Consider the following 20,572-nt stretch of genomic DNA (forward strand, 5'->3'; position numbering starts at 1 on the left):
ATTATTTTATTTTTAATACCTGCCCAATTGAGAGCATAGAACCATTTAAATTATTGTTTTTTTGAACTTGAGAAACACTTGTATTGTATTTCTTAGATATAGAGTATAATGTATCCCCCTTTTTTACAATGTGAACAATAGCATTAGAACTTGTCTGACCTGGATTACTTGAGCTAACTTTTTGTGAATTACCTAGCTCTTTACCCAAACTAGTTAAAAGCTCCTTATCATACTGATATAAAGAATAACGTTCTATTAAACTAATTAATTTTTCGGCGTACTTTGGATCGGTGGCATAACCAGCCTTTTTTAATCCATGTGCCCATGCTTGATAATCATCTTTAGGTAGGTCAAACAAAGAATTATAACGACTCCTACTAGTTAAAAATAAGGAATGATCCCTATATGATTCAGCAGGAGAGTCATATTTTCTAAAACATTCATCCGGAGCATCATCAGTATGTCTAACAGATGGGCCATCCCATTCCTTATGGCACTTTATGCCAAAATGGTTATTAGCATTTCTTGACAGAGTCCCTTGTCCAGATCCTGACTCTAACACCCCTTGCGCTAGTGTAATACTTGCGGGAATACCATGCTGTTCCATATTTTGTTTTGCTACTTCTTTATATGTATTTATATAATCAGCTATCAAGTCAGTTGTTACCTTGACTTGTGAGGTTGCAGTTAAAACTTCCGTTTTATCTGACGTTTTATTACTTTTTACAGATTCCTTGCCAGCGGCCTTTTCCTGACTATTATTCTTATTTGCAAGTTCTTGTTGCGCATATTGATAACGCTCTTGTTCTTTCTTCTTTAGTTCCTCTCTATAGGCTTTTTTAGAAATAAGCCGCTGTGATTTCACTTTTTGTCCCGTTAATCCATTTTTATTAGAGCCGCAACTACTAAGAAGTGCTAAACAAAAAACAAAGAATATTACTCTTTTTACCATTATTTATTGTATACCTTTAATATTATCATTCCAACCTTGCAATCCCCCAGTGTGAATTGCTAGTATCTTACTATTGTCTTTAAAAAAACCATTTTCAATTCCTTTCATAATCCCGTAAAGCATTTTACCTGTATATATTGGGTCTAATAAAACGTCGTTCTTTTTTTGAAAAGAGTCAATAAAAAAAAGCAACTCCTTACTAACTTTAGCATAACCTCCAAAATGATAATCCTGAACTAAATCCCAATTATCCTTAGTAGTAAAACGTCTTATCTGTTCATATAAAAAGTCTCCTTTTAAGGCAGGATAACCTAAAACCTTTTGATTAGATCCACTTGAGTTTATTAATCCAGCTAATGTTCCTCCGGTACCCACCGCACAGCAAATATAATTAAACTCTAGATCACATGGCTTTAAAATTTCTTGTGCCCCTTGAACAGCTAATTCATTACTTCCCCCCTCAGGTATTAAATAAAACTCGCCAAACTTATCTCTTAATCGTTCTAAAAAAAACTTTTCTGCTTTCAATCTATAATCAGACCTGGTAACAAACTCAAAGTGCATTCCATCCAGTGATGCTTTATGCAAAGTGGGGTTTTGTTTATAAACACCTGAAAGTTCTTGCCCACGTATTACTCCAATGGATTTAAGCCCTAATATTCTACAACTCGCTGCTGTAGCGGCAATATGATTCGAATAGGCTCCCCCAAAGGTTAAAACTGTATTGATTCCTTGGGCTTTTGCCTCTAATAAATTATATTTTAATTTTCGAAACTTATTACCGGAAATTTCTTGATGTAATAAGTCCTCCCTTTTAACTACCAACTCTACTCCATTACTCAAACCTAAATTGAGTTTTTGATTAATGACCTTATCGTTTTCAAATATTTCCATTGTTTTTTTGGGTAGTTTTGTGTATTAACTATATTATTATATATTTTTACAACTATTTGGGTAAGTACATTTTTAGTTCTACTAAATTGTAAATACTTAAATAATTACTATATTTCCTTACTCTAATAACTATAGAATATTCGGCTAGTAGCAAAATTAAGTAAAACTAGACATATTTAGTTAACTACACGAAAGAATTAAGCCAATTAAATACAAAACATTATGACTTTTAAGCAATACATCATTCAAGGAATACCAAATGAGTTACCAGAAAAAAAACCTTATGACCCTAATGTTAATCATGCACCTAAGCGAAAAGACATCCTTAGCGACCAAGAAAAAGAATTAGCACTTAAAAATGCACTTCGATATTTTGACTCTGAATTTCATAGTATATTACTCCCAGAGTTTAAACAAGAACTAGAGAAATATGGAAGAATCTACATGTATAGATTCAAACCTGATTACCAAATATACGCTAGAGATATTAAAGAGTATCCTGGTAACTCACAACAGGCTAAAGCGATTATGTTAATGATTCAAAATAATCTCGATCCTCGCGTTGCACAGCACCCAGATGAATTAATAACATATGGCGGCAATGGGGCTGTTTTTTCAAATTGGGCTCAGTATCTTTTAACTATGCAATATCTTGCCCAAATGACTGATGAGCAAACATTGGTCATGTACTCAGGTCATCCTATGGGGTTATTTCCCTCTTCCCCCAATGCTCCCAGAGTAGTTGTCACCAATGGAATGATGATTCCAAATTACTCTAAGCCAGATGACTGGGAAAAATTCAATGCCCTTGGAGTAACACAATATGGCCAAATGACAGCTGGTAGTTATATGTACATAGGCCCACAGGGCATCGTGCATGGAACAACAATTACAGTTTTAAACGCGGGACGAAAAATTGCCAAGAACCAAGAAGATTTAAGTGGTAAAATTTTTCTTACATCTGGATTAGGAGGAATGAGTGGTGCTCAACCAAAAGCTGGTAACATCGCAGGCTGCATTACTGTATGCGCAGAGGTTAATCCAAAGGCCGTACAAACACGTCATTCTCAGGGATGGGTAGATTTGGTTATTGACAACCTAGATGAGTTAGTAAAACGTGTAAATCAAGCTCAAAAAAACAAGGAAGTAATATCTATTGCTTTCCTTGGAAATATTGTGGATGTTTGGGAAAGATTTGACAAAGAAAACATATTTGTAGATCTTGGATCAGATCAAACATCTTTACATAATCCTTGGGCAGGTGGGTATTATCCTGTTGGGCTAAGCTTCGATCAGGCTAACGTTCTAATGGCAGAAAATCCACAAGAATTTAAAAAATATGTACAAAAATCCTTAGTAAAACAAACTGACGCTATTAACAAACACACGGCAAAGGGAACTTACTTTTTTGATTATGGAAATGCATTTTTACTAGAAGCCTCTCGAGCAGGAGCTAACATAATGAGTGAAAATGGAATAGATTTCAAGTATCCTAGCTATGTGCAAGATATTATGGGCCCAATGTGCTTTGATTATGGCTTTGGTCCATTTAGATGGGTTTGTGCTTCATCAAACCCGGAAGATCTAATTAAAACTGACAAGATTGCATGCCAGGTCCTAGAACAAATTAGTAAACAAGCGCCAGAGCAAATTCAACAGCAAATGCAAGATAACATCCGATGGATAAAAGGTGCTCAACAAAACAAACTGGTAGTCGGTTCACAAGCTAGAATTCTATATGCAGATGCACAAGGACGTATCGAAATTGCCAAAGCTTTCAATAAAGCAATCGCGAATCGCGAAATAGGACCTGTCATTTTAGGTAGAGACCATCATGACGTGTCAGGTACCGATTCACCTTATCGTGAAACTTCAAATATATATGATGGATCTAAATACACGGCTGACATGGCAATACACAATGTTATTGGAGATGCTTTTCGAGGAGCAACCTGGGTGTCAATACACAATGGCGGTGGAGTTGGATGGGGAGAGGTTATAAATGGAGGTTTTGGTATGCTTCTTGATGGAACTAAGGAAGCTGACAAGCGCCTGGAATCAATGCTATTCTGGGATGTTAACAACGGGATAGCTCGAAGAAGTTGGGCTAGAAATCCAGAAGCTATTTTTGCTATTCAAAGAGCAATGGAACAACAACCGTTATTAAAAGTTACCCTACCTAATATTGTAGATGAAAATTTATTTAAATAATAAACTGGAATTAATATGAAAAAAGCAATTAAACTACTACCCTTAGCCTTTGTGTTGCTTTTCATAGCAGCTTGCAGCTCTGTAAAGGTAACAACTGATTATGATAAATCGGTTAATTTTACACAATTCAAAACATACGCTTTTTTAAAAGAGGGTGTTGATAATTTAAAAATAAACGACATAGATAAAAAACGTATTTTAACAGCCATTGAACAGCAACTAGCTGAAAAAGGTTTTGTAAAATCATCATCTAATCCAGATTTATTAATTAACCTTTTTACTAAATCAAAAGAGCAAGTGAATATCACTACTGCAAATAACTTCTATTCTCCTTGGGGCTATTATCGCCCAGGGTGGGGGCCCTATTGGGGTCCAAATTATACCACAGTATCTACTGAAGTTCAAGGAACTTTATTTGTAGATATTTTGGATACAAAATCGAAGATGCTTGTTTGGCAAGGGATTGGTACAGGAGTTATTACAAACACTAACAACGTTAAGAAAAAAGAAGAAAGAATTCAAAAATTCGTTCAAGATATTCTTAGTAATTTTCCTCCAGGAACACATACTAAATAATAGTACAAACACAAACAAACGGGCATTTCAATTAATGAGATGCCCGTTTTTGCATATAAAAAAGAAAGCATTAATAAAATAAAATAAGATTACTAATTTAATCTCCTAAAAAACTTTATAATTATGACCTCAAAAGAATATGAAAGTAATGAACTAATAGACAGATTACCTAAACACCTTAAACAGTTTATTAAACCGCAGGATTACAAAGATTACACTCCTATCAATCAAGCAGTTTGGAGATATGTAATGCGTAAAAACGTAGATTATCTTTCTAAGGTAGCTCATGAATCATATCTTGAGGGATTACACAAAACGGGAATTTCAATAGAAAACATACCAAGTATGTATGGTATGAATAGAATTTTAAAAGAAATAGGTTGGGCAGCTGTTGCGGTAGATGGCTTTATCCCCCCAAACGCATTTATGGAATTTCAAGCTTATAAAGTACTAGTAATCGCTTCTGATATTCGTCAGCTTGAAAACATTGAATATACACCCGCTCCTGATATTATACATGAAGGAGCTGGTCATGCCCCAATTATAGCTAATCCAGAATACGCGGAATACCTTAGACGTTTTGGAGAAATTGGCTGTAAAGCCATCTCATCTTCAAGAGATTATGAAATTTATGAAGCCATTCGCCTTCTTTCAATATTAAAAGAAGCAGAAGGAGTAGATCCGATAGAAATTGAAAAAGCAGAACAACAAGTAGATTACCTACAAAAAAATGCAGGGGAACCCTCTGAAATGGCTTTAATTAGAAATTTACACTGGTGGACAGTTGAATATGGATTAATTGGAAGGCCAGAAAATCCTAAAATATACGGAGCGGGACTTCTATCTTCCATAGGAGAAAGCGCTTGGTGTATGACAGACAATGTAAAGAAGATTCCTTACTCGTTACAAGCCGCGCAACAAGGATTTGACATAACCAAACCTCAGCCACAGCTCTACGTCACTCCTGATTTCGCTTACTTAAGTGAAGTACTGGAAGAGTTTGCTAATAAAATGGCAATTAGAAAAGGCGGATTAACAGGCGTTAGAAAATTAATTGACTCGAATGCTCTAGGAACAATTGAACTGAATACGGGCTTACAGATATCTGGAAATTTCACCCGTGTAATTGAAAATGAGGGAAAACCAGCCTACATACAAACCACGGGAAAAACGGCACTAGCCTACCGTGAAAAAGAACTAGTAGGTCATGGAGTTGATACACACCCTGATGGCTTTGGTACGGCCCTAGGTAGATTGAAAGGGATTAATTTAGCTATTGAAGATATGAGTCCAAGAGACTTAAAAGCTTATAACCTATATGAAAATAAACCTGTAACATTAGAATTTGAAGGAGATATTATAGTATCAGGGACCAACATTACAGGAATGCGTAATATTCATGGGAAAATTATACTAATTAGCTTTAAAGACTGTACCGTAACTTATAAAGATGAAGTTTTATTTAGACCTGAATGGGGTACTTATGACATGGCTGTAGGAGCGGAAGTCATCTCTGCTTTCTCTGGCCCGGCAGATTACAATAGTTTTGATCTAATTAATCATATTCCTTCATCAAAAACTATTAAGGCAAAAAGAGATCAGAAAAAACTGCACCTCGAGAAACTATATGCTTTGGTTAGCGACACAAGAAATAACAAAATATCCTGTGATTTACAGGGTATATTATCTGAATTAATTCAAAACTATCCTACGGACTGGTTATTAAGCGTGGAGATCTTAGAGTTAGCTAAAAAACAAAAAAAACAAGACCTTTTTCAAGCCACTTCCAATCACCTAAATAAGATAGCTGAAAAACGTCCTGAAGTTGCCCACTTAATAAAAGATGGAATTGCAATTATTAACCAAGAAAACTAGAGCTTTAAATCATAAATAAGCTCTTGCTCATTATCGATTATATTTCCTTGGTATTCTAATTTCCACCCAAGAGTATTGGTTAAAATTAATATTTTAGAAAGTTCACTTATAAGACGATTCTCTGCATTTGTCTTTAAAGTGGACTTTTCTATTTTTTTGCTAATATCATTCTTGATTATTTGATTAATCTTGTTGTAGTCCTCGCCAACAAAGGGATTAAAAGCACTTTGTTCCACATCATAAATCTTAAATTCTGGATATATAGCTATCTCCGGTTTGGGAATATAGATCAATTGTACGACTTTATTTTTACTATCTATTTGATATTTCAACGCACTTAAATCATAAGACACAGTCGCTTTTGCACTTACCACAACAAGAGCCTTTTTGTTGAATGTAAGCAGATTCATAAAATACTTTTGTTGATCTTTATAAGACATAACTTGTGAGAATTGTGCCTCGGTAACAACAAGCTTACTGACATTTTTTAATTGCTCTTGAATCAATTCCGAATTAGAACTTATTTCAGAAGTTATCCCTTTAGAAATAGAGTTATAAATAACCACTCCCAAGAACATAAAAAATATTGCTATAAAAACCAAAAAAAGAGTTTTAAAAATCTGTCTCATAATTTATCTAAAATTCATAAATGGATACTGATCTAGTAAATCATCGATTTTTTGGATTAGAGAATCTAAAAAATCTAAGTGTGCTTTAGCCATAGGGTTAAATGGAACATGTCTTAATCCCTTTTGAACCTGTTCTACTTTACTCATGGTACTTAACATATTCTCACTAATACAGCCTTGAATGAACTTTTGCCAAATAAAATCAATAGCCATCTGATTTGGATGTATTAGATCGGATTTAAAAAAACGATAGTCCCTTAACTCATCCATCATGATTTCATATGCAGGAAAATAACAATTTAATTTGCAGTTCTCTTGCTCTAATAAATCTTGTATACAGCCATGCAATAATGATTTACTGCGCTGATTCTCTACAATACCGTCTTTGATATGCCTAACTGGCGACAAAGTAAAAATAACTTGCAAGTCTTTATTATAATATCTAACTAATTTAATGATTTTTTGTAAACTAGTAAAAATATCCGAGTAGCTTAATAGTTGCTTTTCAAATAACTTGTTAGGTACTTTATGACAGTTGGCCACAACCTGACCGCTTTCTATAAACTTATAAACCCAGGCCGTTCCTAGAGTAATAATACAGTAAGAGGACTGCTTTAAACTCTTTTTTAAAGTTTGCGTCTTTTCATTTAACACATCAACTAAAGCAGAAGCTTCTAGTTGATTTAAATCACTATGAGTGAAAAAACAACTCCACACTTCATTGTGACAAAAAACATCTTTTTCCGTAAATTCTTTACCTTCCACAGCCATTTCCAGCATTTTCTGAATTGCTAAGGGGTGGAAAAGAATCCCAAAAGGATTTGTTGTAACTTGAAATTGATATTCACGTAATTTTCCGCTTATATTTACAGCAAAACAAGACCCGATCGCTAATATCTTATCGTTGTAGGTAATTGGTTTATTAATTCCTTGAATTGGAACTGGAGTAGTAAATCTCATATTACAATAAAAAAGATTCTCCTAAGAGAATCTTTCTAGTTATTAATTATTTTATAAAATCTTTTGCGTGCTCAATTACTTGAGGAATTCCATTAACATCTTTTCCTCCTGCGGTGGCAAAGAATGCCTGGCCTCCACCTCCACCTTGAATATACTTCCCAAGGTTGCGAACTATATTACCAGCGTTTAAATCCTTACTTTCTACAATAGCTTTAGACACATAGCAACTAAGCATAGGTTTATCTTGGTTAACAGTAGCCAAAACTGCATATAAATTAGGAAATTCTTTACCTAAATCAAATAACAAATCTTTAATACTAGTGGCATCTAAATCCACCTCAACGGCTAAAAACTCTACATCTTTAACCAAAGTAATTTGCGATTTCAATTCCTCCTTTAAATGTCTTGCTTTTTCCTTTAACAGAGCCTCTACTTGCTTTTTAAGCTTTGCATTTTCTTCTTGTAAAGAAACAACCGCTTTTAACGTATCTTGCGGATTTTTTAAAGCTTTTTTCACTCTATCTAAAGAAGCCTCTTGCTCATTATAGTAATTACGCGCCTGTAAATTAGTTATTGCTTCTATACGGCGGATACCAGCAGCTACTGCTGCTTCACTAATTATTTTAAATTGCCAAATATCTGCGGTATTTTCAACGTGAGTTCCTCCACACAATTCAATGCTCTTGCCAAATCCGATGGTTCTTACCGAATCACCATATTTTTCACCAAACAAAGCCATTGCGCCTTGATTAACTGCTTGATCAAAAGAAATACTTCGCTGTTCTACCAAAGGTAATTGATCATGAATACGATCATTCACAAAATTCTCTACAGCTTGTAGTTCTTGCTCCGTTAACTTTGAAAAATGAGAGAAATCGAAGCGGAGATGGCTTGGAGAAACTAATGATCCTTTTTGTTGCACATGCGTTCCTAAAACACTGCGCAAAGCTTGATGCAATAAATGGGTAGCTGAGTGGTTTGCCATCGATTGCTTTCTGGCCTCAACGTTAACCTGGGCTACTAACTCACTTTGTAAATTGATTGGTAATTCCTTAACCATATGAAGAATTAAATTATTCTCCTTTTTGGTATCTAACACTTCGATTACTTGATTACTACCAATTAGACAGCCAATATCTCCAACTTGTCCACCACCTTCCGGATAAAATGGAGTTGCGTCCAAAACTAACTGAAACAACATACCATCCTTTTTACTATCTACCTTGCGGTAGCGAGTAATTCGTACTTCATTCTCTAAAGTGTCATATCCTACGAACTGTTCTACATTACCCGGTATTAAAATACTCCAATCATCAGTAGATACCTCGGAAGCTGCTCTTGACCTAGCCTTTTGCTGCTCCATGGCTTGTTGAAAACCTTTCTCATCCAGCTCTAATCCTTTTTCACGTAAAATCAATGCTGTAAGATCAATTGGGAAACCAAAAGTGTCATAAAGTTCAAAAGCTTTGGCACCAGAGATTACCTTTGAACTACTTTGCAAGATCACATTATCCAATAAATGCAATCCTTGTTCTAAAGTACGTAAAAATGAAACTTCCTCTTCTTTGATAACGTTCATCACTAGACTCTTTTGACTACTAATCTCAGGAAAAAATGCTCCCATTTGTTGACTTAAAACCTCAACTAATTCATAAATAAACGCCTGCTTTTTATCTAAAAAAGTAAATGCATAACGAATAGCCCTACGCAAAATACGTCTTATTACGTAACCTGCTCCATTGTTAGAAGGTAATTGTCCATCAGCAATAGCAAAAGCAACAGCTCTAACGTGGTCTACAATCACACGTATAGCAATATTCACTTTTTCTTGTTCTTGATTTTCAGCGACAACTGTATATTTACTTCCTGTTAATTGTTCCACTTTATGTATCAATGGTGTAAAGACATCTGTATCGTAATTTGACTGAACTCCTTGCAAAACCATGCAAAGACGCTCAAAACCCATCCCGGTATCAACATGTTGAGCTGGAAGTTTCTCTAAAGACCCATCGGCTTTACGATTAAATTCCATAAATACATTATTCCAAATTTCAACAACTTGTGGGTGATCCTTATTTACTAAATCTCTACCATTGATCTTCGATTTTTCCTCAGCGCTACGAATGTCCACATGAATTTCACTACAAGGTCCACAAGGTCCTTGCTCTCCCATTTCCCAGAAATTATCATTTTTATTACCCAATAAAATACGATCCTCTGAAATTAATTCCTTCCAAATATCATATGCTTCCTGATCAAAAGGAACATTCTCTTGCTGACTTCCCTCAAAAACAGTAACATACAAAATATCCTCCGGAATTTTATATACTTGCGTTAATAACTCCCAAGCCCAGTGTATCGCATCTTTTTTAAAGTAATCACCAAAACTCCAATTCCCCAGCATCTCAAACATAGTATGATGATAGGTATCAATTCCAACTTCCTCTAAATCGTTATGTTTTCCTGAAACGCGTAAACATTTCTGAGTATCAGCAATACGGTTACTCTTAGGAGTAGCGTTTCCTAAGAAATACTCCTTGAATTGGGCCATTCCCGAGTTATTAAACATTAAAGTTGGATCGTCTTTCAAAACGATCGGCGCAGATGGCACAATTAAATGTCCTTTCTGTTCAAAAAAGCTTAAAAACTTCTGACGAACTTCTTGTGATTTCATATCTTTTGGAAACTAAATTTATTTTTTAATATTATCATTAACAATTGCCTGAACATGTTAAATTAACGCTAAATTAACGCTTTACGTTATTTTTCATGTCTTAAAACTGAACAAATAACCTCAAATAACAAAAACATTTTATATTTTTGTTTGCTTGCAAGTTTTTGTCAATCTTTAAAAAGCATGCAAAAATTTAATGCAAAAATAGTGTTTTTTAAAATATGGCTAAGGTAAAATATTATTACGACCCTGAAAAATTAGCGTTCTTAAAAATACGACCAAAAAAATTTAGATATCTTGGTAGTATTTTTCTATTCTTATGCAGTTCTGCAATCTTTGGAGTACTCACTTTATTTGTTTTAATTAATACAGATATTTTAGAAACTCCTAGAGAGAAAATACAAGAAAGAGAATTAGCGGAATTCAAAACAAATTATGTACTTTTAAATAAAAAACTGGATCTCTTGGCTGAAGTATTAGATCAGTTAGAAACAAGAGATAATGATATTTATAGGGCGTATTTTAATACAGCGGCAATACCTGAAGAACAACGCAAATCTGGCTTAGGGGGCTTTAATAGATATAGAGAATTTATTGGGCTATCTAATGAAAAGATATTAGTTTCTACTAACAAGAAAATAGATCAACTTGCAAAACAAATTGCAATTCAATCCGAGTCATTAGATGATATAATTGAATTGGCCAAAGGTAAAGAACAATTTCTATCTTCAATACCTGCAATACAACCAATAAAAAACGAAGATTTAAAAAGAATGGCCTCTGGTTATGGTTACCGTAGCGACCCTTTTACAAAAATTAGAAAGTTTCACAATGGTATGGATTTTTCTGCAGAGATAGGCACCCCGATATATGCAACTGGTGATGGGAAAATTACCAGAGCTAATAATCAACTCTCAGGTTACGGAAATTTAATTGAAGTAGATCATGGATATGGTTATAAAACAAGATATGGTCATTTAAGTAAATACAACGTAAAACAAGGCCAAGTAGTAAAACGAGGAGATATCATTGGCTATGTAGGAAGTTCTGGGAGAAGCTCAGGTCCTCATTTACACTATGAAGTATACTATCAAAATAATATAGTTAACCCTATAAATTATTACTACGCAGATATTTCTGCCAAAGAATTTGAATTATTATCTCAAGAAGCGAACCAAGAAAATCAATCCTTAGACTAATGAAATTAGATTTACCTCCTAAACGATATTATAGCATAGGCGAATTAGCAACTGCATTTGGCTTGAATGCTTCGACACTTCGTTTTTGGGAAAAAGAATTTGATATTATAAATCCAAAAAAAAATGCTAAAGGTAATCGCATGTTTTCTCAACAAGATGTAGAGAATTTAGAACTGCTTTATCACCTATTAAAAGAAAGGGGATTCACTCTAGATGGTGCCAAAGAGTATATCAAAAATAAGCCAAAGCAAAACATGGATAGCTTTGAAATTATTAAACGTTTAGAGTTTATAAAAAAAACTCTAATTAGTATAAAGAATGAACTTTAATAAAAAAGACAATAAATAAATACATAAAAACAAGATGAAAAAAGCATTAGTTCCAATCATTGCATTAGTAGTAATTTTCGGGGGATTATTCACCTATGGTGTATCAATTAACAATACAGCATTAACCTTAAGTCAAGATGAACAACAACAATGGTCAAACGTTGAAACTGCTTATCAAAGAAGAAATGACTTAATTGGAAACCTAGTAAATACAGTTGCTGGATCTGCTAATTTTGAAAAAAGTACACTTGAAAGTGTGGTTAATGCAAGAGCGAAGGCTACAAGTATTACCATTGACCCTTCCAATATGACAGCAGAGAATTTAGAACAGTATAATCAAGCTCAAAGCCAACTATCCTCCTCACTTTCAAGATTATTAGTAGCAAGTGAGAATTATCCCGATTTAAAAGCTAGTGCACAATTTATGAAATTACAGGATGAACTTGCAAGTACAGAGAATACCATACAAACACAACGAATTCGCTTTAATGATAAAGTTAGAGACTACAACAACTATGTATTAAAATTCCCTAATAATGTTTTTGCAGGGATGTTTGGATATAAAGAAAAACCATATTTTAAATCTGTTGAAGCTGCTAGCAAACCAGTAGAAGTAGAATTTAATTTCTAACCATGGATAATATACATGACTTTCTAACCAAGCAAGACGAGCTCCAGATTGTGCAAGCAATTACTAATGCGGAGATAAATACTACTGGAGAAATTCGCATTCACCTTGAGAACAAAAGTTCCATTGATAGCTTTGAAAGAGCTACTGAAGTTTTCCAAGAACTAAACATGGCTAATACTAAAAATAGAAATGCTGTGTTATTCTATATATGTGCTGAGCCCAGAGGTTTTGTCATATTAGGAGATCAAGGAATCAATGACTTAGTAAAATCAGAAGATTTTTGGGAATCAACTAAGCAACTTGTTATCAATCAATTTAAAATTGGGAATTACAAACAAGGTCTCATAGATGGGGTTACAAAAGCTGGGAAAAAACTTCAAGAATTATTCCCCTCAGATCAGACCAATACAAATGAAATTTCAAACGAAATTTCAAAGAGCTAATTACAATGAGAGAAAAACTTTACACTTTCTTATATCCCGTATTTTGCATTCTATTTCTATTTATAGGCCAGTTTGCATATGGGCAATTTGACGTACCGCCAAAACCTAAAATTCAAACCTCTTTGTATGATTATGCTAAGGTGTTAACTCCCACCCAAGCCAAGTACATTGAAGATAAATTAATTAAGTATTCTGACTCAACATCCACTCAGATTGTACTTATAACCATTACGTCTTTAAAGGGAGATAACATTGATTTATTAGGTCCCAAATGGGGGCATCAATGGCAAATTGGACAAAAGGATAAAGATAATGGAGTTGTTATATTATTTGCTCTACAAGACCGAAAAATAGGGATTTACCCAGGTTATGGAGCAGAAACACAAATAACTGCTGGTCAAGGAGGCGAATTGATCCGAAACAGGGTTATTCCAGAGTTTAAAAAAGGGGACTACTTTCAGGGTTTTAATCAAGCAATCGATGGAGTAACACAATTACTAACAGGTTCATACAAGGCTACAAAAGCAAACAAAAGCTCGGAATCAGATAACACATTAGGACTTATTTTTTTAGGAGTTATTGTAATTGTCATCATCTCAGTTATAGCCAAAAACAAAGATAATAATGATCCAAAAGGCCCACGGGGTGGAAAAAGAAAAAGAGGGTTTGCTTCAGATTTAGCTGACATCATAATTCTTAGTAATCTAGGAAGAAGTTCTGGCTCTGGATGGGGCTCGGGCTCTGGATGGGGTTCCGGCTCTGGATGGGGTTCCGGTTCAGGCGGAGGAGGCTTTGATGGCGGATTTGGCGGAGGAGGATTCTCTGGAGGAGGCTCAAGTGGAAGTTGGTAAATGAGTCACAATAAATAAATAGATATAATATTTAAAATTCTTATAATAAGCGAACCCTAATAGGATTCGCTTATTTTTTATAATCTCCTTATAATTAACGAATTCGCATTGCTTTTTGAGAACTACGTAATGCCGATTTTGTTTGCTTAGATCCAAATTCATTTAAATTATAAACCAAAGAAAACATAATATATTGCTTTAAAACCAAAGTTTCAGAATCTACAATTTGCATTGGATCAATTGTACGTCTTGAGCTAGTATTCTGATTTAACAAATCATAGACCTTAACTTTTGCTCTGAGTTTTGATTGATAAAAGTCATAAGCCAAACTAATATTCCACATATAAAAATCTTTTCTAAACCCAGAGGCTATCTGTGAATTATAATTATAAGAAATGTCGTTACCAAATACAATGTTCTTAGGCCAATAAGTAGTGGTTTGTAGACTTACATTATGTATAAAGCTACTAGCTTTGTCAACTTGAAAATTAGAGTAATTAGTTGCATTATAACTGTAATTATAAGAAGGCTTTATAATTAGTAAGTCACCGTATTCATAATTCAGATAAATCCTAGGGGTTAAAACGTGAGAATAAGCACTGTATTGTAATCCGTCTATAAATCCCTTCTGCAAAGCATTTCTATAACGTAATCCTACTCCATATCTTAAACTATGTTCTTGCCATTTCTGGCTTTTAAACCATTCACTTGAGAGTCCAATTTGATAATTTCCAGATATATTTTTAAAAGTTGAAATGCTTCTTCTATCCGCATCATACTCAATAGAATTAACAATACTATTTTGATAAAATGAACTATTTATCGACAAACTATATCCACTTCTTGTTTGAAAGTCATAAGAGCGAAAACCTAAATTAAAATTATGCTGACCTGAAGGCTTTAAATCAGGATTACCAACAATACTATGCAAAGGATTCGATAAATCAGTAATGGCTAATAATTGAGATGCACTTTGATAAGTCATTGCATAACTATATCTAAAATTAACTGATTCGTTCTTATTAAATCTATATCTAAATATAGTAGTTATATCGGGGTTAACATAGTTTCTATCAGCAGTGTAATCCTTTGCGTTATAAAATCCCTTTGCCGAATTCTTTACTATACTAGTATTTAAGTCTGCTAAAAAAGAGAACTTACTTTTATTCCAATTTAAACTAACATAGGGAGCGACTTTATTTTGAGTTGATTTATATGCATTGGTTTGCAATACATTTAAATTCGAATAAGAATCTGTAATAGGGTCGTAATCATATACATTTAATTTAGAAGAATCTTGGTTAAATTCAAAACGCGAACCTATAACCAAACTCAGTGAATCATTTATTGGCTGATTAAAACTTACCGAAGCATTATAAGAGTCATTAATATTCTTACTATGCTGAATCTGCTTACGATCATCCTTGGGTTTATCACTTTGAAAAAAATCGGTACTCGATTCATAAAACATATCACTAGTATTAGATCCATTGGCATTACTAAAATCAAGACTGAAATACTGTCCTTTATCATTCAAATTATAAATATAACGTATCGTATTTCCAAAGTTCCGATTTGCTCCTGTACTTTGTGATTTACTCTCACTTGTATTCACAATACTCTGATCCTGATCTTTAGATAGTTCGAAGCCCTCTCTTTGGCTCCATGTATGATTTAAATTAAAACTAGGAGTTATATACAAGGCACTTTTATTTGAAATGTAATCAATAGAGATATTCCCACTATGCCCTTCTGTGGTATTATCTGACTCATTACTAGACTCACTTGTAAATTCAGAATCTGGCAAGAACTTAGTTACACTTTTTTTCTCTTGATTTTTAGTATCAGCATAGTTATAATTATAACTTCCGTTAACATTCAGCTTCTTATTTACATGTTCTACTACATTAATTCCCAATAGTCTGGATTGGGTTATTCCTCCCTTACTCTTACCAGTACTCATATTATCAAATACCTCATTCATCGAAAAGCCAGTTGCATTGATATTATTTGCACTACCAATTACACTAACCTTTCTATTTTCATTAAAACTATTCAAAAACAAAGCACTTTCGTAACGATCTGCAGATCCGTACCCGCCAGATATTCTACCAAAATATCCTTTATTATTCTCCTTTGCAATAGTTATGTTAATGCTAGCATCATCCGAACGCGCTTGCTGCTTAGTAAAGCGTTCTAACTTTGTCTTCTTATCACTCACTTGCACTTTACTAATAATCTCAGCTGGTAAATTCTCTAGTGCAACTTTACCATCTTCACTAAAAAATGGTTTCCCATTAACCAAGATCTCAGTAACTGCCTTACCATTAACTGTAATATTTTGTTCCTCGTCGATTTGTACCCCTGGTAACTCCTTTAATAATTGCTGTAAATTAGCATCAGGTCTAACTTTAAAAGAACTAGCATTAAACTCTAATGTATCGTTAACAATTCGAATTGGAGGTGCCTGTGCAATGATAACTACCTCATCTAAATCTTGTACCGTTTCTTGTAAAATAATACTTCCCAAATCTAAGTTGTCAAAAACTCCGTTTTTAAAACTTTTATTAAATTCTTTATAACCAAACAAACTAGTTCGCAATACAACAGGCACCTGGGTTTGCTTGACCTTGAAATCAAATTCTCCCTGCGAGTTGGACAAAGAGTATTGTACTAACGTAGAATCCTTCACACTTGACAAAAATACAGTAACCCCCGGTATAGGAAGGTCTAATGAATCTTTAAGGCTACCCTTTATAGAAAAAGTATTTTGTGCATTAAGAGTGAAATAAAAAATAAAAAAAAACGAAAGTACAATAAGCTTATTCATAAAAAAACGGTCTTTGTTAATATACAAAGACCGCTTAAATTTAATCGCAAACAGATTATTTTTGACGGAAGTAAATATCGATAGGAACTCCTTCAAAATTATAAATATCACGTAATTTATTCTCAATAAAACGCTTATAAGGATCTTTAATATATTGTGGCAAGTTAGCAAAAAATACGAATTGAGGCGTAGGTGTTGGCAATTGCATACAATATTTTATCTTAATATACTTACCTTTTATAGCTGGAGGTGGTGTGTGCTCAACAATTGGCAACATAGCTTCGTTGAACTTTGAAGTAGAAATTCTTTGTTTTCTATTCTCAAAAACTTCCACTGCAGTCTCTAAAGCCTTTAATAAACGTTGTTTAGTAATTGTAGAAGTAAAAATGATTGGCACATCGGTAAAAGGTGCGATCTGCTCACGAATAGACTCTTCAAATTGCTTTGAGGTCATAGTTGTTTTATCAATCAAATCCCATTTATTTACAAGAATAACGATACCCTTTCTATTTTTTTCAGCTAACCAAAAAATATTTTGATCCTGTCCTTCAAAACCTCTTGTCGCATCAACCATTAAAATACACACGTCAGCGTGCTCAATGGCACGAATGGAACGCATTACAGAATAAAATTCTAGATCTTCCTTCACCTTGCTCTTTCTGCGGATTCCGGCAGTGTCTACCAAGTTAAAGTCAAATCCAAATTGAGTAAACCTTGTATCAATAGCATCGCGAGTGGTCCCGGCAATATCAGTAACAATATAGCGATCCTCTCCTATTAATGCATTAATAAAACTACTTTTACCTGCATTGGGTCTACCCACAACTGCAAAGCGAGGAATATCTTCCTGTTCCTCTTGATTGTTATTTTCCTCTGGTAGAGCCGCAACAACTGCATCTAGAAGGTCACCAGTTCCACTTCCGCTCATTCCTGCTATAGGGAAAATCTCACCCAACCCTAGATTATAAAACTCAAAGGTATCATCCATACGCTTTGAACTATCCACTTTATTTACAGCTACAAAGATTGGTTTGGTTTCTTTTCTTAGCAATCTTGCAACCTCGGCATCCATCGGAGTAATTCCCTCCTCCACGTCAACCACAAATATAATAACATCCGCCTCTTCGATTGCTAAATCTACTTGACGTCGGATCTCTCCCTCGAAAATATCATCAGAACCTTTTATATAACCTCCGGTATCAATTACAGAAAATTCACGGCCATTCCACTCTGCCTTTCCATAATTTCTATCACGCGTTACCCCACTAACTGAATCTACAATAGCGTCTCTTCTTTGAATCAATCTATTAAAAAAAGTCGATTTCCCGACATTCGGTCTCCCAACAATAGCAACTATACTACTCATATGTTCATATATAAATCTTCCGCAAAGTTAGTATATCCCCACGAAATTTTTTAATTAAAATTATTTTACTGTTTTTTTTGGTTATAACCAAAGCGCTTTAATTGGTATTCACTCGATCGCCAATCCTTATTCACTTTTACAAACATCTCTAAATGTACTTTTTTCATAAAGAATTTTTCCATTTCTTCTCTAGCTGCAATACCAACTTTTTTTAAAGCTGAACCTTTATGCCCAATAATAATTCCCTTTTGCGTATCTCGTTCAACCATTATTACAGCTTTAATACGAATAATTTGCTCCTCTTCTAAAAACTCTTCTGTTTCAACCTCTACCGCATAAGGAATTTCTTTATCGTAATTCAGAAGAATTTTTTCTCTAATAATTTCATTTACAAAAAAGCGTTCCGATTTATCGGTCAAACTATCCTTGGGATAGTAAGCTGGACTCTCAGGCAACAACTCCACTATACGATTCATTACTGCTTGGGTATTAAAATGCTCTAAAGCAGATACCGGAAATATTTCGGCATTTGGCAGTTTTTCATGCCATAATTCCATTTGTTGCTCTAATTGCACCTGATTGGAGCGATCTATTTTATTAATTACTAGTAAAACCGGAACCTTGCTATTGATTATTCTATTAAAGAAAGCTTCATCCTTTAAGTCCTTCTCCCCTACCTCTACCATATATACCAATATGTCCGCATCCTCAAAAGCTGTTTTAACAAAATCCATCATAGATTCTTGCAACTCATAAGCTGGTTTGATAATACCTGGTGTATCTGAGAATACAATCTGGTAATCTTCTGTGTTCACGATACCTAAAATGCGGTGGCGAGTTGTTTGAGCCTTTGAAGTGATAATAGACAGCCGCTCCCCTACCAAGGCATTCATTAGGGTAGATTTTCCAACATTTGGATTACCTATAATATTTACAAAACCTGCTTTATGTTCCATATTTCTTGTCAATTAATTATACAAAGGTAAGTTATATACCTGACATTTTTCTCTATAAAAAACAAATGTTTTCAATAAAAGCTAATTTAATAATACAATATAAGATTTTATCACCAATATACGCAAAACTAATCACTAATTTAACAAACAAAATGAATTCCACGCAACTCCACTCCTTATTTTTAAAAAGATGTCTTTGTAATTTCAAGTAATTAAATTACCTGTAGTGTTAATCATTCGAAATACAAATAAACGTTAAAAAAATTCTAAAAATAAAACCTTAAAAAAGTACCTAGTCCGTTAATTGAATGCATATTAAAAACAAAAAATCATTATTGCAATTAGATTTTAAAAACACTAATAAGTGTTAACTATTTGTTTTGTCCAAATATTGGTTGTACTCTTGCACTACAATATCGCGGGATAGAGCAGTAGGCAGCTCGTCGGGCTCATAACCCGAAGGTCACAGGTTCGAGTCCTGTTCCCGCTACAAGGTAAAGCTACTTCTTTTAAAAGAAGTAGCTTTTTTGTTTTTTAACTATAGATAATCGCTCTTCAAACCTTCAAACAAACTACAGTAACTTGTTTAAATAATAAAAATAATTTATTTGCTTATTTTAAATTATCTTTCTATATTTGCACCACAATATCGCGGGATAGAGCAGTAGGCAGCTCGTCGGGCTCATAACCCGAAGGTCACAGGTTCGAGTCCTGTTCCCGCTACAAGTAAAGCTATTTCTTTTAAAAAAGAAGTAGCTTTTTTTATATCCTTCAGAAAAATTCTCCTTCACCTTCTAATATAAGTCACAATAATATTATTTAATTATAAATAAAAAGTATTTGTTTATTTATAATTATCTTTCTATATTTGCACCACAATATCGCGGGATAGAGCAGTAGGCAGCTCGTCGGGCTCATAACCCGAAGGTCACAGGTTCGAGTCCTGTTCCCGCTACAAGTAAAGCTACTTCTTTTTAAAGGAAGTAGCTTTTTTTATTTTACAACTATAGAGAGTCGCTCTTTTAAACCTATAAACAACCTACAGCAACCTGTTATTAATTATAAATAGAATTTATTTGTTTATTTTAAATTATTTCTCTACATTTGCACCACAATATCGCGGGATAGAGCAGTAGGCAGCTCGTCGGGCTCATAACCCGAAGGTCACAGGTTCGAGTCCTGTTCCCGCTACAAGT

Annotated in this window: 16 protein-coding genes and 4 tRNA genes; 12 read left to right on the plus strand and 8 right to left on the minus strand. The window is 34.1% G+C overall.

Annotated features, from left to right (window positions below; all coding sequences use genetic code 11):
* Window position 1 precedes the first annotated feature (1 nt).
* Entirely contained in the window at window positions 2-952 is a 951-nt protein-coding gene (locus ACYSNV_RS06450; protein ID WP_461761752.1) for a glucosaminidase domain-containing protein, read from the minus strand.
* A 3-nt stretch (window positions 953-955) separates the two neighbouring features.
* A complete protein-coding gene (locus ACYSNV_RS06455; protein ID WP_461761958.1) occupies window positions 956-1,840 on the minus strand; it encodes a 1-aminocyclopropane-1-carboxylate deaminase/D-cysteine desulfhydrase in 885 nt (294 codons plus the stop codon).
* Between the two features lie 228 nt (window positions 1,841-2,068).
* Between ACYSNV_RS06455 and ACYSNV_RS06460 the strand changes: the two genes are divergently transcribed.
* The 3 genes from ACYSNV_RS06460 (at window position 2,069) to ACYSNV_RS06470 (ending at window position 6,508) form a co-directional block, all read left to right on the plus strand.
* On the plus strand, window positions 2,069-4,057 hold the full coding sequence (locus tag ACYSNV_RS06460; protein WP_461761753.1) for a urocanate hydratase: 1,989 nt from the start codon (window positions 2,069-2,071) through the stop codon (window positions 4,055-4,057).
* Window positions 4,058-4,072: 15 nt separating this feature from the next.
* Window positions 4,073-4,633: a DUF4136 domain-containing protein gene (locus ACYSNV_RS06465; RefSeq protein ID WP_461761754.1), complete on the plus strand. Its 561-nt coding sequence runs from the start codon at window positions 4,073-4,075 to the stop codon at window positions 4,631-4,633.
* Between the two features lie 123 nt (window positions 4,634-4,756).
* Complete coding sequence (locus tag ACYSNV_RS06470; RefSeq protein ID WP_461761755.1) at window positions 4,757-6,508, plus strand: aromatic amino acid hydroxylase; 1,752 nt, start codon at window positions 4,757-4,759, stop codon at window positions 6,506-6,508.
* On the opposite strand, the gene ACYSNV_RS06475 is transcribed toward ACYSNV_RS06470, so the two are convergent.
* Genes ACYSNV_RS06475 through alaS form a run of 3 tightly spaced genes read right to left on the minus strand, consistent with a single transcriptional unit; the run spans window position 6,505 to window position 10,771 of the window.
* Window positions 6,505-7,137 carry a DUF4230 domain-containing protein gene (locus ACYSNV_RS06475; protein WP_461761756.1) on the minus strand — a complete coding sequence of 211 codons (633 nt, stop codon included), beginning with the start codon at window positions 7,135-7,137 and terminating at the stop codon, window positions 6,505-6,507. The two genes, ACYSNV_RS06470 and ACYSNV_RS06475, sit on opposite strands and share 4 nt — an antisense overlap.
* A gap of 3 nt (window positions 7,138-7,140) precedes the next feature.
* Window positions 7,141-8,097: a GSCFA domain-containing protein gene (locus ACYSNV_RS06480; RefSeq protein ID WP_461761757.1), complete on the minus strand. Its 957-nt coding sequence runs from the start codon at window positions 8,095-8,097 to the stop codon at window positions 7,141-7,143.
* 46 nt (window positions 8,098-8,143) lie between these two features.
* Window positions 8,144-10,771 carry an alanine--tRNA ligase gene (gene alaS, locus ACYSNV_RS06485; RefSeq protein ID WP_461761758.1) on the minus strand — a complete coding sequence of 876 codons (2,628 nt, stop codon included), beginning with the start codon at window positions 10,769-10,771 and terminating at the stop codon, window positions 8,144-8,146.
* Between the two features lie 221 nt (window positions 10,772-10,992).
* Here alaS and ACYSNV_RS06490 point away from each other — a divergent pair, with 221 nt between their 5' ends.
* From ACYSNV_RS06490 to ACYSNV_RS06510, 5 genes are read left to right on the plus strand one after another with little or no spacing between them, the layout of a single operon-like run.
* Complete coding sequence (locus ACYSNV_RS06490) at window positions 10,993-11,970, plus strand: M23 family metallopeptidase (protein WP_461761759.1); 978 nt, start codon at window positions 10,993-10,995, stop codon at window positions 11,968-11,970.
* On the plus strand, window positions 11,970-12,299 hold the full coding sequence (locus ACYSNV_RS06495; protein WP_461761760.1) for a MerR family transcriptional regulator: 330 nt from the start codon (window positions 11,970-11,972) through the stop codon (window positions 12,297-12,299). The genes ACYSNV_RS06490 and ACYSNV_RS06495 overlap by 1 nt, the downstream gene beginning before the upstream one ends.
* Window positions 12,300-12,333: 34 nt before the next feature.
* On the plus strand, window positions 12,334-12,930 hold the full coding sequence (locus ACYSNV_RS06500; protein ID WP_461761761.1) for a LemA family protein: 597 nt from the start codon (window positions 12,334-12,336) through the stop codon (window positions 12,928-12,930).
* Window positions 12,931-12,932: 2 nt separating this feature from the next.
* Complete coding sequence (locus ACYSNV_RS06505; RefSeq protein WP_461761762.1) at window positions 12,933-13,373, plus strand: TPM domain-containing protein; 441 nt, start codon at window positions 12,933-12,935, stop codon at window positions 13,371-13,373.
* A 5-nt stretch (window positions 13,374-13,378) separates the two neighbouring features.
* Entirely contained in the window at window positions 13,379-14,224 is an 846-nt protein-coding gene (locus ACYSNV_RS06510) for a TPM domain-containing protein (protein WP_461761763.1), read from the plus strand.
* Between the two features lie 94 nt (window positions 14,225-14,318).
* Here ACYSNV_RS06510 and ACYSNV_RS06515 read toward each other — a convergent pair whose 3' ends face one another.
* The 3 genes from ACYSNV_RS06515 to era all read right to left on the minus strand — a co-directional run bounded on the left by ACYSNV_RS06515 (window position 14,319) and on the right by era (window position 19,376).
* Window positions 14,319-17,054, minus strand: coding sequence for a TonB-dependent receptor domain-containing protein (locus ACYSNV_RS06515; RefSeq protein ID WP_461761764.1), 2,736 nt, complete (start codon window positions 17,052-17,054; stop codon window positions 14,319-14,321).
* 55 nt (window positions 17,055-17,109) lie between these two features.
* Window positions 17,110-18,420, minus strand: a complete 1,311-nt coding sequence (gene der / locus ACYSNV_RS06520; protein WP_461761765.1) for a ribosome biogenesis GTPase Der — start codon at window positions 18,418-18,420, stop codon at window positions 17,110-17,112.
* Window positions 18,421-18,485: 65 nt separating this feature from the next.
* Window positions 18,486-19,376: a GTPase Era gene (era, locus tag ACYSNV_RS06525; RefSeq protein ID WP_461761766.1), complete on the minus strand. Its 891-nt coding sequence runs from the start codon at window positions 19,374-19,376 to the stop codon at window positions 18,486-18,488.
* 417 nt (window positions 19,377-19,793) lie between these two features.
* Here era and ACYSNV_RS06530 point away from each other — a divergent pair.
* From ACYSNV_RS06530 to ACYSNV_RS06545, 4 genes are all read left to right on the plus strand, one after another.
* Window positions 19,794-19,866 (plus strand) — tRNA-Met (locus ACYSNV_RS06530).
* A 160-nt stretch (window positions 19,867-20,026) separates the two neighbouring features.
* Window positions 20,027-20,099: transfer RNA gene (locus tag ACYSNV_RS06535), tRNA-Met, on the plus strand.
* Window positions 20,100-20,258: 159 nt separating this feature from the next.
* Window positions 20,259-20,331 (plus strand) — tRNA-Met (locus tag ACYSNV_RS06540).
* 163 nt (window positions 20,332-20,494) lie between these two features.
* Window positions 20,495-20,567: transfer RNA gene (locus tag ACYSNV_RS06545), tRNA-Met, on the plus strand.
* Window positions 20,568-20,572: the final 5 nt, after the last annotated feature.

Source organism: Myroides sp. LJL119, from assembly GCF_054871605.1.

Coding starts and splice junctions, on each gene's coding strand:
- ACYSNV_RS06490 (WP_461761759.1), top strand. CDS start 10,993: ATGGCTAAGGTAAAATATTATTACGACCCTGAAAAATTAGCGTTCTTA.
- ACYSNV_RS06470 (WP_461761755.1), top strand. CDS start 4,757: ATGACCTCAAAAGAATATGAAAGTAATGAACTAATAGACAGATTACCT.
- ACYSNV_RS06480 (WP_461761757.1), bottom strand. CDS start 8,097: ATGAGATTTACTACTCCAGTTCCAATTCAAGGAATTAATAAACCAATT.
- ACYSNV_RS06500 (WP_461761761.1), top strand. CDS start 12,334: ATGAAAAAAGCATTAGTTCCAATCATTGCATTAGTAGTAATTTTCGGG.
- ACYSNV_RS06450 (WP_461761752.1), bottom strand. CDS start 952: ATGGTAAAAAGAGTAATATTCTTTGTTTTTTGTTTAGCACTTCTTAGT.
- der (WP_461761765.1), bottom strand. CDS start 18,420: ATGAGTAGTATAGTTGCTATTGTTGGGAGACCGAATGTCGGGAAATCG.
- ACYSNV_RS06475 (WP_461761756.1), bottom strand. CDS start 7,137: ATGAGACAGATTTTTAAAACTCTTTTTTTGGTTTTTATAGCAATATTT.
- ACYSNV_RS06505 (WP_461761762.1), top strand. CDS start 12,933: ATGGATAATATACATGACTTTCTAACCAAGCAAGACGAGCTCCAGATT.
- ACYSNV_RS06465 (WP_461761754.1), top strand. CDS start 4,073: ATGAAAAAAGCAATTAAACTACTACCCTTAGCCTTTGTGTTGCTTTTC.
- ACYSNV_RS06460 (WP_461761753.1), top strand. CDS start 2,069: ATGACTTTTAAGCAATACATCATTCAAGGAATACCAAATGAGTTACCA.
- alaS (WP_461761758.1), bottom strand. CDS start 10,771: ATGAAATCACAAGAAGTTCGTCAGAAGTTTTTAAGCTTTTTTGAACAG.
- ACYSNV_RS06515 (WP_461761764.1), bottom strand. CDS start 17,054: ATGAATAAGCTTATTGTACTTTCGTTTTTTTTTATTTTTTATTTCACT.
- ACYSNV_RS06510 (WP_461761763.1), top strand. CDS start 13,379: ATGAGAGAAAAACTTTACACTTTCTTATATCCCGTATTTTGCATTCTA.
- era (WP_461761766.1), bottom strand. CDS start 19,376: ATGGAACATAAAGCAGGTTTTGTAAATATTATAGGTAATCCAAATGTT.
- ACYSNV_RS06495 (WP_461761760.1), top strand. CDS start 11,970: ATGAAATTAGATTTACCTCCTAAACGATATTATAGCATAGGCGAATTA.